General features: G+C 69.1%; 9 protein-coding genes. 3 read left to right on the top strand and 6 right to left on the bottom strand.

Annotation, left to right across the window (positions count from 1 at the left end):
• On the bottom strand, positions 1–805 hold an 805-nt coding region (locus K2Z83_RS23690), incomplete at its 3' end, for a histidine kinase dimerization/phospho-acceptor domain-containing protein (protein ID WP_220597649.1).
• Positions 802–1,503, bottom strand: a complete 702-nt coding sequence (locus K2Z83_RS23685; protein WP_220597648.1) for a response regulator transcription factor — start codon at positions 1,501–1,503, stop codon at positions 802–804. The genes K2Z83_RS23690 and K2Z83_RS23685, both read right to left, overlap by 4 nt.
• Positions 1,504–1,661: 158 nt before the next feature.
• Here K2Z83_RS23685 and K2Z83_RS23680 point away from each other — a divergent pair, with 158 nt between their 5' ends.
• Positions 1,662–4,280, top strand: coding sequence for a GAF domain-containing protein (locus K2Z83_RS23680; RefSeq protein ID WP_220597647.1), 2,619 nt, complete (start codon positions 1,662–1,664; stop codon positions 4,278–4,280).
• A gap of 224 nt (positions 4,281–4,504) precedes the next feature.
• On the opposite strand, the gene K2Z83_RS23675 is transcribed toward K2Z83_RS23680, so the two are convergent.
• Genes K2Z83_RS23675 through K2Z83_RS30180 form a run of 4 tightly spaced genes read right to left on the bottom strand, consistent with a single transcriptional unit; the run spans position 4,505 to position 10,796 of the window.
• A complete protein-coding gene (locus K2Z83_RS23675; RefSeq protein WP_220597646.1) occupies positions 4,505–4,915 on the bottom strand; it encodes an EVE domain-containing protein in 411 nt (136 codons plus the stop codon).
• A gap of 26 nt (positions 4,916–4,941) precedes the next feature.
• Positions 4,942–6,018, bottom strand: coding sequence for an isocitrate/isopropylmalate family dehydrogenase (locus K2Z83_RS23670; protein WP_220597645.1), 1,077 nt, complete (start codon positions 6,016–6,018; stop codon positions 4,942–4,944).
• Positions 6,019–6,054: 36 nt separating this feature from the next.
• Entirely contained in the window at positions 6,055–8,937 is a 2,883-nt protein-coding gene (locus K2Z83_RS23665) for a LuxR family transcriptional regulator (RefSeq protein ID WP_220597644.1), read from the bottom strand.
• Between the two features lie 56 nt (positions 8,938–8,993).
• A complete protein-coding gene (locus K2Z83_RS30180) occupies positions 8,994–10,796 on the bottom strand; it encodes an Ig-like domain-containing protein (protein WP_220597643.1) in 1,803 nt (600 codons plus the stop codon).
• A 433-nt stretch (positions 10,797–11,229) separates the two neighbouring features.
• Here K2Z83_RS30180 and K2Z83_RS23655 point away from each other — a divergent pair, with 433 nt between their 5' ends.
• Together K2Z83_RS23655 and K2Z83_RS23650 are read left to right on the top strand one after the other, a co-directional pair.
• Positions 11,230–14,040, top strand: a complete 2,811-nt coding sequence (locus K2Z83_RS23655) for a 2-oxoglutarate dehydrogenase E1 component (protein ID WP_220597642.1) — start codon at positions 11,230–11,232, stop codon at positions 14,038–14,040.
• Between the two features lie 99 nt (positions 14,041–14,139).
• Positions 14,140–14,366 (top strand): biotin/lipoyl-containing protein (locus K2Z83_RS23650; RefSeq protein ID WP_305082522.1); only part of this gene is annotated, 227 nt, incomplete at its 3' end.

Genomic DNA, 14,366 nt, shown 5'->3' with positions numbered 1-14,366 from the left:
CCTGGTCGATCCGGTCGGGGTCGGCCCAGACGGCGGGCAGGCGCTCGGGCGCATCGATGTGCAGGCACACCTGGTTCGCGGCGAAGAGCGGCTCGAACTGCACGCGCATCGCGTCGAGCAGGCGGCGGATATCGGTGCTGCGGGCCACCACCGGGAGCTGGCCGGCCTCGACCCGCGAGAGCAGCTCCAGGTCCTCGATCAGGCGCTGGAGCCGGCTCGACTCGTGCAGGATGAGGCTGAAGGTCTCGGGGCTGGGCGTCACCACGCCGTCGAGCAGCCCCTCCATATAGCCGCCGATAGTGGCCAGCGGCGTGCGCAGCTCGTGGGTGACATCGGCCAGCAGGGCCAGGCGGCGCTGCTCGGTCTGGTCGAGGGTGTCGGCGAGCTGGTTGACGCTCTGGCTGAGCTGGGCGATCTCATCATCGGAGGCGATGCGGGTGCGCTCGCGGTAGAATCCCTGGGCCAGACGCTTGCTGACCCCGGTGAGGGTGAGCAGGGGCTCGACGATCCGCCGCGAGACGAAGAGGCTGACCACCACGGCGGCGGCGAGGGCGGCGAATCCGCTCACCAGGAGCGCCTGCTGCACCACGGCCTGAAACTGCTGGAGCGGCGGGGCCTGGGCGACCACGCTCGGGTCGAGGCTGCCCGTCTCGGCGGCGGCGGCGCCCAGGGTGAGCGGGGCCGAGTTCACCAGGCCGATGCTGGCCAGGAAGGTGGCCGTGGCCAGCAGCACAATGTCGGCGATCACCACGATCACCAGATGCGAGATGAAGAGCTTCCAGCGCAGCTGATGCGGCCATCTCATCGTGGGCCGCCCACAAACTTATAGCCGACGCCGCGCACCGTCTGCACAAACGACGACTCGGCCTGGTCGTCCTCCAGCTTGCGGCGCAGGGTGCCGACGTGGACATCGACCACGCGGTCGATCCCGGCGAAGTCCGGCCCCCAGACGCGCTGGAGCAGCTCCTCGCGGGTGAAGACGCGGCCGGGGTAGCTGGCCAGGGCGTAGAGCAGATCGAACTCGCGCGGGGTCAGCTCCACCAGCAGGTCGCCGCGCTGCACCTCGCGCCGCTCGGGGTCGATCGAGAGCGCGCCGAAGATCAGGGCCGGGCGGTCGTTCGACTTGCCGGCGGGCCCGCGGTTGCGGCGCAGGATGGCCTTGACGCGGGCCACCAGCTCGCGCGGGCTGAACGGCTTTGTGAGGTAGTCGTCGGCACCCACCGAGAGCCCGATCAGCTTGTCCACCTCGTCGGCGCGCGCCGTGAGCATCAGCACGTACACGGCCGTCTCCTGGTGTAGCCGCCGGCAGACCTCGATCCCATCGAGGCCGGGGAGCATCACATCAAGGACGACCAGGTCGGGGCGGAAGGCGCGGGCCAGGGTGAGCGCGCTGGGGCCATCGTAGGCCCGCTGGACGGCGAAGCCCTCGGCGGCGAGGTAGCTGGCCACGAGGTCAACGATGGGCTGCTCATCATCCACAACCAGGATCGTTGCTGCATCCATCGTACGTAGCACCTCACGCATCTGTGCGGGGGAGTGACGCGCCTGCGCGCGGAGTGAGTGGACATCGCCGGTGGGCTGGGTGTGCCTGTAACTATACCACGTCTGCGGCGGTGACAGAGAGGTGTTACACTATATGTTACGGATCGATAACGTACCGCGTGATATTCGCAACGCTCCAGGGCATCCCCATGATCAGTGAACCATTGAATGATCTGCTTCGTCAGCGCGCCATGGCCCGCCTTGGCCTGCTCGATCACCCCAGCGACCCGGCGCTCGACCGGCTGACGAAGCTCACCGCGCGGCTGCTGCGCGCGCCGGTGGCGCTGGTGACGCTGGTCACCGCAGATCGACAGTACCTCAAGGGGATGTACGGGCTCGATGCGCCGCTGGCCGTCAGCCGCGAGACGCCGATCTCGCACTCGTTCTGCCAGCACGTGGTCGCCTCGGGCGCGCCCCTGGTGGTGGCGAACGCCCCGGAGCACCCGCTCGTCTGCGACAACCCGGCGATCCGTGAGATGGGCCTGATCGCCTACCTCGGCCTGCCGCTGCGCACCTCTGACGGCACCATCCTCGGGGCGCTCTGCGCGATCGACCACAGCCCGCGCGAGTGGGACGAGGATGATCTCGCCATGCTGACCGACCTGAGAGACACCGCCGAGACAGAGATCGCGCTGCGTCAGGAGGTTGTGGAGCGGTCGAGGTTCACCCAGTACCAGATCGCGCAGCGCAGCACCTTCGACCAGATCGCCGCCGGCGGGCCGCGCGACGTGCTGCTGGGCACCCTGGCCTGCGGCATTGAGGGCCAGATCGCAGGCGCGCGCTGCGCGATCATGCTGCTCGATGACTCACGGCTGCACCTGACCACCGCCGCCGCGCCCTCGCTGCCGCCGTCCTACTGCCGGGTGATCGATGGCACGCGGATCGGGCCACGGGCCGGCTCCTGCGGCACAGCGGCCTTCCTGGGCAAGCCGGTGGTGGTGGCCGACATCGCCATCGACCCGCTCTGGGTGCCCTGGCGCGACCTCACCATCGGCCATGGGCTGCGCGCCTGCTGGTCGATCCCGATCTTCGACAGCGCGGGCCGCACCCTGGGCACCTTCGCCATCTACCACGGCGAGCCGTGTCAGCCCACCGAGGCCGAGTTTGACCTGGTGCTGGGCGCGGCCAACGTCGTCGCCGTGGCCGTCGAGCGCTGGCGTACGATCGACGCCCTGCGCTCAAGCGAGGCCCGGCTGCGCCGCTCCGAGGCCAACCTGGCCGCCGTCTTCGAGCACACCAGCGACGCGATCTGGTCGGTGGACGCCGACCTCCAGGTGGTGACGGTGAACCGCCGGGCGGTCGCGAAGCTGCGGGAGATGAGCGGCACCTTTATTACGCTCAACCGGGTGTTCGATGAGGGCATGCCCGACAGCCAGCGCGTCTTCTGGCGCGGGCTCTACCGGCGCGCCCTGTCCGGCGAGCGATTCTCGATCGAGCAGCCCTACATGGCGGATGGCGCGCAGCGCTGGTGTGAGATCTCGCTCAACCCGATCTATGATGACGACGTGATCGGTGGGATCTCGGTGTTTAGCCGCGACCTGACCGAGCGCAAGCGGGCCGAGGCCGCGCGCCTGGCGATGGAGCGATCCTGGCAGGAGACGCAGCGCCTTGAGAGCCTCGGCGTGCTGGCCGGCGGGATCGCCCACGACTTCAACAACCTGCTGGCCACGATCCTGGGCAACACCGAGCTGGCCATGCTCGACGTGGACGAGCAGGTGTCGCTCCGCGAGAGCCTGGAGCAGGTGTCGCTGGCGGCCCGTCGTGCCGCTGAGATGACCCAGCAGATCCTGGCCTACGCCGGCAAGGGCCGAGTCACCGTCGAGGAGATCAGCATCAACGCCATGGTGCGCGAGATGGCGGCCCTGCTGCGCGGCACCAAGCTGCGCCAGACGCCGATCAGCTACTGTCTAAGCGACGACCTGCCCACCGTCGCGGGCGACCCGGCCCAGCTGCGCCAGGTGGTGATGAACCTGCTGGTGAACGCCGCCGAGGCGGTCGGTGATGGCCAGGGCGACATCCGCGTGGCGACGGATGTGCGCGTGATCGATGCTGATACGAGCAGAGGCTTCGAGCCGCCCCCCCCGCCCGGCAGGTATATCTGCCTGGAGGTGCGCGACAGCGGCTCGGGCATGAGCCGGCCCACGCTCGGGCGGATCTTCGAGCCCTTCTTCACCACAAAGTTTACCGGGCGCGGCCTGGGCCTGGCCGCCGTGCAGGGCATTGTGCGGGGCCACCACGGGGCGATGCACGTTGAGAGCGCCCTCGGCGAGGGGACGACCTTCTCGGTCCTGCTGCCAGATGTTAGCCAATCCGTCGGGCACGAGGCGAGCGCGGCCGGCGAGCGCAGCCGGCCGCTGCCCCTCGGCGAGGCCTCGGGCCTCGTGCTGGTGGCCGATGATGAGCCGGCCGTGCTCCAGTTCACCGCGCGCCTGCTGCGCCGGCTCGGCTACGAGCCGCTCGTGGCGGCCTCGCACGCTGAGGCTCTGGCGCTGCTCCAGTCGCGCCACGGCGAGGTGCGCTGCGTGCTGCTCGACTGGACGATGCCGGGGGTTAGCGGCGAGGAGTCCTTCCGCCGTCTGCGCGCCCAGGACGCGCAGACGCCGATCGTCGTCATGAGCGGCTACAGCGAGCGTGCGGTCGCCGACGCGATCATGGTGCCCGCGCCGACCGGCTTTCTCCACAAGCCCTTCACCGCCGAGGCGCTCCAGCGCGCCATCGCCCAGGCCGTGGGGGCGTAGGGGCGCCCCTTGTGGGCGCCCAAGGCCGTGGGGGCGTAGGGGCGCCCCTTGTGGGCGCCCAGGCCTTGGGCGCCCCTTGTGGGCGCCCACGGCCGTGGGGGCGTAGGGGCGCCCCTTGTGGGCGCCCAGGCCTTGGGCGCCCCTTGTGGGCGCCCACGGCCGTGGGGGCGTAGGGGCGCCCCTTGTGGGCGCCCAGGCCGTGGGGGCGCCCACAAGGGGCGCCCCTACGCGCCGGCCATGCCCATCAGGCGCCCCCACTGCTCCTCCGTCACCGGCACCACCGAGAGCCGGCCCTGGCGCACCAGGGCGAAGTCGGCGAAGAAGGAGTCGGCCTTCACCGCGGCCAGGGTGACCGGCTGGGGAAGGCGGCGCACGGGGCGCACGTCCATCACCGCCAGCTTCTCGTTGTCGAGCTTCGGGTCGGGGTAGGCCGCGCTGATGATCTCGGCCACGCCCACGGCGCGGCGCTCGTCGCCGGTGTGGTAGATCAGGGCCAGGTCGCCCGGCTGCGCCCTGCGGATGTACATCAGGGCCGCGTTGTTGGCCACCCCGTCCCAGACGGTCGCGCCGTCGCGCTCCAGGTCGTCGTAGCTATAGGCGTCGGGCTCGCTCTTGAGCAGCCAGTAGGCGGGCATCGTGGTCCTCCCGGTGATCAGTATGATTAGTTAAGAGTCGGCCAGACCTCAAGCTTGGTCCTCACCCGGCGGATCACCTCGTCGGTGAAGGCGGTGGTGCTAGACTGGCCGCCCAGGTCGGCGGTGCGCACGCCGTCATAGATGGCCTCCATGGCGGACTCGGTGATCGCGCGGCTGGCCATGGTGGCCTCCTTGGTGTTGAGGTAGGGCAGCAGGGCGCTGCCGGCGAGGATCATGGCCAGGGGGTTGGCCACATTCTTGCCGAAGAGGCCGGGGGCCGTGCCGTGGGGGGCCTCGGCCATCACCACCGTCGGGCGCATATCGTCGTCGAGGGCCAGCAGCAGCGACTCGGCCCCGGCGATCGAGCCGAACATCTGGATGACCAGGTCCGAGAGGCAGTCGCCGTCGCGGTTGAGGGCCGGGATGGCCAGGGGCTCGTCGCCGACCGTCATCAGCAGGGCGTAGGTGGCGTCGATCAGCTGGGGCGAGTAGCGCACATCCGGGTAGCGCCCCGCCGAGCGGTCCATCTCCTCCTTGAGCATGCCCTCGTAGACGGGGCTGACCGTGTACTTCGGCCCGCCGAACACCTTGCCGCCCATGCGCCTGGCGTAGATGAAGGCGGTCTCCGCCACCGCCCTGCATGTGCGGCGGCTGATCTTCTCGGTGCGGTAGGCCCACTCGTCGAGCCCGTCGCCCTCGCGATGCTCCTCGGCGCCGTAGGCGTCATCGACGGCCATGCGCACCACGGCGATCGGCGCGAAGACGCCGCCCACCGGCCGGATGCCCGGGATGCGCCGGCCGGTGCGCAGGATGACCGTGCCGTTGATCTCCTTGCGCACGATCGCGTTGGGGCTGCCCACATCGCCGGCGACCTCGGGCGTGATCGTGGCCGCCTTCAGCCCAAACCCGCTCTGGCGCATGGCGCTGGCGGCCTCGTGGACGACCGCGTTTTTGGTGGCACGGCGGTTCTCCAGGCTCAGGTCGAAGTGCTGAAACGCCAGCGGCACCTTCGTCACCGCCGGGTCGAGGACCCGCAGCGCCTCAAGCAGCAGCTCCTGTCCGGTCTGATCACCATCAAGCACGACGAGTGTCGGCGTTATCATCACATGTTCCTTTAGTATTTTTTGTTAGACAAGGTTTCAGAAGAAGCCGAGCTTGGCGAGGATGTTGCGCACGTGGACCTCGGCGGTCTTCTCGGAGATCACCAGGGTCTCGGCGATGGCGCGGTTCGAGAGGCCGCGGGTGATCAGGGCCAGCACCTCAAGCTCGCGGGGGGTGAGGCCATCGGGCGACTTCGGGGAGGCCTGGGGGCGGGCCGGGGCGGGCGGATCGAGGTCGTCGAGCTTCGTCAGCTCGTAGGCGTAGCGTATCGGCCCGGCGATGGCGCGGGCCTCCGCGATCAGCTGGCGGGCCTGGGCGCGCTCGGGCGCGCCGCCGCAGCGCAGCAGGGCCTGGGCGCGCCGGCGGCTGAGCCGCACCACGTCGGGGATGAAGCCCCGCTGCTCCCAGATGGCGGCCGCCCCGGCGAAGTGGGATGCCGCCATCTGGGGGTGAGCCTCTCGCTCGGCCAGGCCCCGCATCTCCGCGAGGAGCGCCGCCTCGATGCCGGCGGCGCCTTCCTGGGCGGACAGCTCCATGGCCGCGATCAGCGCCAGCGCATCGGCGCGGCGGCCCACATCCAGATAGATCTCGGTCGGCGCTATCAGCTGAAAGGCGAGCCTGCCGAGCGCGAAGGTGTCGGGCGCGACACCGACGCTGGAGCGCGCCTGCGCGACCATATGGTCGGCCAGCGCCTCAGCGCGATCCTGCGCTCCCAGGGCGCGGTAGGTATAGATCAGCAGGTTCATCGCGTAGGTGGCGGTCTCTTGATCACCGGTGAGCAGGCGCTCCAGCAGCGCGCGGGCCGCATCGAGCTGGTTACGCGCCCAGAGCAAAGTGGCGCGCATGTAGAGGATCAGGCCGCTCTCGTCGAGCATCCCGAGGGTGCCCGGCCGCAGCACCTCATCGAGCAGCGCCTCAGCCTCGGCCCAGCGGCCCGACATGTAGAGCCCGCCGAGCAGCGCGCCGGCGAGCTTACCGCTGCCGCGGATATAGCCGTGGCGGGCCGCGTAGGCCCAGCCCTCGCGCTGCAGGGCCAGGCTGTCCTCGTGCTGTCCGACCTGCAGGAGCCTGCCGCCCAGGTTAATATAGGCCCGCACCGCATCGGCCGGCAGGTCGGCGTCGAGGGCGATCGCCATACTGTGCTCCAGGTGGGCCAAGCCCGCTTCGACCTGACCAGAGTCGACCTCGGCGACGCCGATATTGTTCAGCGCGTGGCAGATCGCCGCCCGGTCGTCGAGCTGGTGGGCAATGGACAGCGCCTGCTCGCCCCAGGCAATGCACTCAGCAGCGCGGGCCGGGCCCTCGGAGATACGCAGCATGGCGAGGTGCGAGAGGGTGCTGTAGGCCATGGCCAGCTCGCGGCAGGGCGCGGCGCCCTCCAGCGTGTCCAGGGCGGCTTGGGCGTGGGCCTGGGCCGCCTCGCGGTCGCCCTGGCCCCAGGCGACCCGCCCGAGCATGCGCTGGGCGTCGGCGATATGACGGGTATCGCCGAGCCGCTGATAGAGCGCCAGGGCCTCGCGCCAGTAGCCAGAGGCGCGCGCCAGATCGCCGATCAGGAAGGCCGCATGGCCGAGCCGAGCGAGCAGGCCGGCCCGTGCCGGCGGGTCGTCCTCGCCCTGCTCGGCGGCCTCAAGGGCGGCCTCGTAGTGGCCGAGGGCGGCCCGGTAGGCGTGGATGGCGGCGGCCCGGTCGCCGGCCAGCTCGCTGTAGCGGGCGGCCTGAGGCATGGCGCGGGCATGGATGGCGTGGTAGGCCAGCAGGTCGATCGCGGCCTCTGGAGCCCCGGCGTGCAGCTCCTCCAGGGCGCGCAGCACCTCCTGGTGGCGCATGCGCCGCTCGCGGCGCAGCATCTCCTCGTAGAGCGCGGCGCGGATCAGCTCGTGGCGAAACTGGTAGGTGTCGCCCTGCTCGCCGGGCGCCTCGGCGATCAGCTGGCGCTCCACCAGCGCGGACAGGCTGCCTAGAAGTGCGCGCTCACCGAGGCCGGTGAGCCGCATCAGCAGCTCGAAGTCAAACCGTCGCCCGACCACAGCCGCCGCCCGCAGCACCGTCATCGTGGGCTCATCGAGTCCGGCGGCCCGGCGCAGGACGCTCTCACGGATCGAGATCGGCAGCGCCGCATCGCCCGGGTCGCGGCCCTGGTGGGCGACCAGCGGCCCCAGCAGCTCCTCGGCGAAGAAGGGGTTGCCCTCGGTGCGCTCGTAGAGCGCGGCCAGCATATCGGGCGCGGGGGGCGCGCCGAGGATGGAGGCGAGCATCTCGGCGAGATCCTCGCGGGCGAGCGGGGCCAGGCGGATCTCATAGAGACGCCGGTCGCGGACGAGGCGGGCGATCGTCCCGGCGAGCGGGTGGAGCCGGTGGATCTCATCGCTGCGGTAGGTGCCGATCAGCAGGATGCGCTCGCCCGCGAGCACCCTGGACAGGAAGTGCAGCAGGTCCTGGCTGGCCTCGTCGGCCCAGTGCAGGTCCTCCACGATCAGCACGCGGGCCTCATCGCCCTGGGGCCGCAGGGCCTGGTAGATCGCCTGGAAGAGCCGGTGCCGCTCGGCCTGCGCGCCGTCCGGCCGGGGCGCGTCGCCCGCGGGCGCGAGATCGGGCAGCAGCCGGCGCAGCTCGTCGGCCCAGGGGCCGGCCGCCTGGTCGAGCGCCGGCCCGCCCGGGGCCAGGGCGATCGCCCGCAGCAGCTCGACGAAGGGGGCGTAGGGCGGGGCGGGGCGCTCATCAAAGCAGTGGCCGGCGTAGGTCGCCCCGGGGATGCCGCGGGCGAACTCGCGCAGCAGGCGCGTCTTGCCCACGCCGGCCTCGCCGGCCACCAGCACCAGCCGGCCCGCGCCGGCCTGGGCCTGCGCTAGGTGCGCGGCCAGATCGGCGAGCGGCTGCTGACGGCCGACCATCGTCGGGGCGAGTACGCGGTTGATCATGGGTCAACTATACCACGCGCCGGCGCGGATCGCCGCCCCCTTGCCACGGGCGTACCTCACTGCTCAAGCAGCGGCAGGTACTGTACCGAGGTATATGATGCATTGCTCACGGTGATGCTGCGCGTGGCGCTGGCCGTATTGCCAGCGGCATCGCGCGCGATAGCATCGAAGGTGTGGCCGCCATTGACCACGCCCGTGCTATTCCAGCTCAGGCTCGGGCTCGATGCGCTCTGCTCCACGCCCAGGTTTGCCCCATCGAGCTTGAACTGGACACCCGCCACGCCAACATTGTCGCTGACGCTGACCGCGATCTGCACGTTCGCCCCGCTGACCGTCGCCCCCTCAGCCGGAGCCGTGAAGGTCACCGTCGGGCTCCGCGTGTCGGCCGGCGCCGGGATCGGCACATTCGTTAGGGTGAAGATGCTGCCGGCCGCCAGGCTCACCGTGTAGGTGCTGCCGCTCGGCGAGACGCTCCCCCCATCCGCCATATTGAGGCTCTCGGAGGTCTGGTAGAGTCTCAGCGCGCCCGGCGTGCCCACACCCCCCACGGTGATGCTCAGGGTCTGTGGGTTGCTCGTCTTGTTGCGGCCCACCAGAGTCAGCTTGCCAGTGGTGGCGTTATGAAAGGCGCTGATGCTGACCGTGTTCGTGTCGCCGCTTGTGGCGTCCACCCGCTGCATCCCGGCCTCGATGAACCGACTTGTCTGCTGGACGACATAGAGCCGCTTGGTGGGGCTGTAGATGCCCGTGCCCGTATCGTAGCCGATCATCCCCCAGTAGGTGTAGGTCTGATGGTGCTCGTAGTAGCTATCGTAGGCCTCCCAGACGAGCGCGGCCGTCACACCATCGTTCAAGTAGCTCTGGAGGTAGTCGAAGGTGTCGGTCGCAAATGTCCAGTTCTCGTCGGGCGTCACCGGGATGCCCCTGTCACACTTGAAGTTCGGGCATAGGCCGGAGTACTCAGTGACCCAAGGCGTGAGGTTGGGGTAGTCCGACGCGGCGATAGCGCCCACCAGGCCGCCGTCAGTAAGCGCGTAGCGGTGGGCGGCAAAGTGGTCAAACTTCGCGACCACGTCGGGCGCAGCGGCGAGGGCGCTCAGGTAGGTCGCGGATCGCTCGGCCCCGGCCAGGTCCGGCCCGATCAGGCGCAGGTCGCCCATGCCCACGGCATCGAGCTTCGCCGAGAGCTTCTCCATGATCGCCACGTAGTGCGCCGGGGTGATGCGCGGCCCCTCCATCGAGTCCGCATTCGGCATATCATGCTCATTGATCGGGCTGAGGATATCGACCCGCAGCTGCTTTGTGTGGCGGGCGTAGTAGACCATCGAGGAGATCATCTCGACCCACTCATCATCCATCGAGCCATCATCCGGCAGGGTGCATCCCCCCATCCACTGCGGGACACAGCCCATCACGCTCAGCATGATCGTGTTCACACCCTTGCCGTCGAGGTAGTCGAGCATCGCCCAGAGCTTCTGAAACTTCTCGGTCTCGTAGAGGCTGTTGTAGTAGGTCCAGTTGAAGCTGTTAGGGTCGGCGTTGTCGTTGGTGACCTCCCAGTCCTCGTGGGACTCGATGGCCACGCGCCAGATCGAGGAGCCTGTGTCGTCCACCAAGGTGTCGAGCTGTGGGGTGAAGCTGCCGGGGTTGGCCAGATCCCACGAGCGCGAGTTGGCGTTCACCCCGAAGCCCTCGATGGTCTGGTAGCGCGTGGCCCCATTGATCTGGATGCTGGTTGTGGACTGGGGCGTCGTAGCTCTCTCAATCTCGCTGATGTAGGCGGCATGGCTGGTGAACAGTGCCTGGTTCACGGCGATGGCGAGCAGAACCATGATCGTTATAGCGAACACTCTACGCACAGATAGCTCCTTGAAGGCATGAGTTCGTATTGTGATGGTTCGGGCCTTCAGGTCATATAGCGCTCGTACCCTCTCGGCCATCTGCCCTAAGCGGGCGAGGGGGGGCGGTCAGGCCGGCGACAGGTCGCAACGACGCTGTGAGACATGGTATCGACGTCAGTCTATGCCTGGCTTCAGGCTTCACAATCGGGTGCCGAGCGGAAGGCCAGGCACAGTATACGCAGGCCGGATGATAGAGATATGATAATTATGGGTGCCTATAATTAGGGCAATATGAGTATAACGCCCTCCATCGTGTGGTATCTGCGGCCCGCCATTGTGAAATCCCCCACCAGAAACAGCGTAACCGAGCGTGGTACAATAAGCGCCATCATGGCCTATGCGCGCGACATAACAGTCAATGCAGACGAATACTAGCACACGAGACATACCTATGAGCGATTGGGATAGCTTTTACGGGCCGAACGCCGGCTATATGCTGGAGCTCTACGAGCGCTACAGCGCCGACCCCAGCTCGGTCGATGCGCAGACGCGGGAGTTTTTTGCCAGGTGGACGCCCCCCGACGACGACCCCGAGGTCGCCGCGCTCGCGGCGGCCTCCGCCACGCCCGCCCTCGACGTTTTGCGCATCGTCGGCGCGGCCCGCCTGATCCGCTACATCCGCGAGCTCGGCCACACCGCCTCGCGAATCGACCCGCTCGGCAGCGTCCCGCCCAGCGACCCGGGACTGGAGCTGGTGAGCCACGGCGTCACCAAGGCCGACCTGACGGCCCTGCCGGCGGCGATGGTGCGCGGACCGCTGGCCGCGCGCTCCACGACGGCCGCCGATGGCGTCGAGCGATTGCGCCAGGCCTACTCCGGCCAGATCGGCTATGAGACCGACCACATCCAGGACTACATGGAGCGGGAGTGGATCCGCGAGATGGCCGAGGGGCGGCACTTCTTTGAGAACTTCGACACCGACCGCCAGCGCGAGCTGCTGGATCGGCTCACCGAGGTCGAGGGCTTCGAGCGCTTCCTACACAAGACCCTGCCGGGCCAGAAGCGCTTCTCGATCGAGGGCACCGACATGATCATCCCGGTGGTCGACGCGATCATCCGCAATGCGGCGGCCTCGGGCACCCGCGAGGTGGTGATCGGCATGGCCCACCGCGGCCGGCTGAACGTGCTCGCCCACATCCTCGGCAAGCCCTACTCATCCATCCTGAGCGAGTTCCACACCCCCGACTACAGCAAGGACACCTACACCGGCTGGACGGGCGATGTGAAGTACCACCTCGGCGCCCGCAAGGCCTACCGCGAGAGCGGCGTGACCGAGATGCCGATCACGCTGGCGCCGAACCCCAGCCACCTGGAGTTTGTCAACCCGGTGATCATCGGCCGCGCCCGCGCCGCCCAGGAGAAGCGCACCCGCCCCGGCTACCCCCAGGAGGACGAGAAGGAGTCGCTGGCGATCCTCATCCACGGCGATGCGGCATTCCCCGGCCAGGGCATCGTCGCCGAGACACTGAACCTCTCGCGCCTGAAGGGCTACCATATCGGCGGGACGATCCACGTCATCCTGAACAACCAGATCGGCTTCACCACCGACACCAAGGACTCGCGCAGCACCATGTACGCCTCGGACCTGGCCCGCGGCTTCGAGATCCCGATCGTCCACGTGAACGCCGACGAGCCGGAGGCGTGCATCGCCGTGGCGCGCATGGCCTGGGCCTACCGCGAGAAGTTCCAGAAGGACTTCCTGATCGACCTGGTGGGCTACCGGCGCTGGGGCCATAACGAGGGCGACGAGCCCGAGTTCACCCAGCCGCGCATGTACGAGAAGATCCGCAACCACCCGACGGTGCGCGAGATCTGGGCCCGTGAGCTGGAGCGCCGCGGCGTGATCACCTCCACCGAGGCCCAGGGTATGCTCGACGATGAGCTGAGCCGGCTCCAGCTCGCCTTCGATAAGATCCGCGAGCGCCAGCGCTTGGCCGCCGAGATCCCGCCAGCTCCGGCGAAGGGCCGCGCGGCGGACAAGCCCAAGCCCAGGCCGACCGTCTACGCCAAGCCGCTCTCATCCCACAAGCTGATCGAGCTAAACGAGGCCCTGCTCGACCGGCCCGAGGAGTTCACGCCCCACCCCAAGCTCGACCGCATGCTCCAGCGCCGCCGCCAGGCCATGCACGATGTGGGCGGCATCGAGTGGGCGCACGCCGAGTCGCTGGCCTTCGCCGCCATCCTCGCCGACGGCACGCCCATCCGCATGACCGGCCAGGACAGCGAGCGCGGCACCTTCAGCCAGCGCCACCTCGTGCTGCACGACTCGGTCACCGGCGAGCGCTTCATCCCGCTGCACAGCATCCCGCAGGCCCGCGCCGCCTTCGCCGTCTATAACAGCCCGCTCTCCGAGGCCGCCGTGCTGGCCTTCGAGTACGGCTACAGCACCCAGGCCCCCGGCACCATGGTGCTCTGGGAGGCCCAGTTCGGCGACTTCGCCAACGGTGCCCAGGTGATCATCGATCAGTTTATCGTCTCGGGGCGCTCGAAGTGGGGCCAGGACCCGGCCCTGGTGCTGCTACTGCCCCACGGCTACGAGGGCCAGGGGCCAGAGCACTCCAGCGCGCGCCTGGAGCGCTTCCTCCAGCTGGCCGCCACCGATAACATCCGCGTGGCCAACTGTAGCACCGCCGCCCAGTACTTCCACCTGCTGCGCTACCAGGCCGCCTCGCTGGCCGGCTACCCGCGCCCACTGATCGTGATGACGCCCAAGAGCCTGCTGCGCAACCCGCGGGCCAACTCCTCGCTGGGCGACCTGGCCGACGACACCTTCCACGCCGTCCTCACCCTCGGCGCCGACGCCCCGCCGCCCGAGGAGGTCGTGCGGCTGGTGCTCTGCTCCGGCAAGGTGGCGATCGACGTGCTGGCCAGCGGCGAGCTTGAGAAGGCCGACGGCGGCGTCGACATGGCCCGCGTCGAGATGCTCTACCCCTTCCCGGCCGAGGAGCTGTCCGCCCTGCTCGCCCGCTACCCCGGACTCCAGGAGGTCGTCTGGCTCCAGGAGGAGCCGCAGAACATGGGCGCCTGGAGCTACATCGCCCCGCGCCTGCGCGAGGTGGTCGGCCCAGACACCCCCATCCGCTACGTCGGCCGCGGCGAGTCGGCCAGCCCCGCCGAAGGCCTGCACAGCCAGCACACCCTGGAGCAGAGCCGGATCATCCGCGAGGCCGTGCAGGGCGCGCCAGTGGCGGCGACGCGGTAATATGTAGGGCCGAAGCATCGCGCCCTGACCATGTTCGGGCTTGAAGATATACGGCGCGCGATGCTTCGGCCTCATTGATGATACATGGAGAGTCCTTCAATGACCTACGAGATCAAAGTCCCCGCCCTCGGCGAGTCAATCGTCGAGGCGACGGTGGCAAGGTGGCTCAAGCGCGAGGGCGAGGCGGTGGCCGCCGGCGAGGCGGTGGTGGAGCTGGAGACCGATAAGGTCAACCTTGAGGTCGCCTCCGACCAGGCCGGCGTGGTCGCCTCCATCGCCAGGGGCGAGGGCGAGACGGTGGCCGTCGGCGATGTGCTCGGCTCGGT

Origin of the sequence: Oscillochloris sp. ZM17-4 (assembly GCF_019599295.1) — a bacterium.
In the GTDB taxonomy this organism is placed as follows: Bacteria; Chloroflexota; Chloroflexia; order Chloroflexales; family Chloroflexaceae; genus Oscillochloris.
This window is presented reverse-complemented; position numbering and strand designations above follow the sequence as displayed.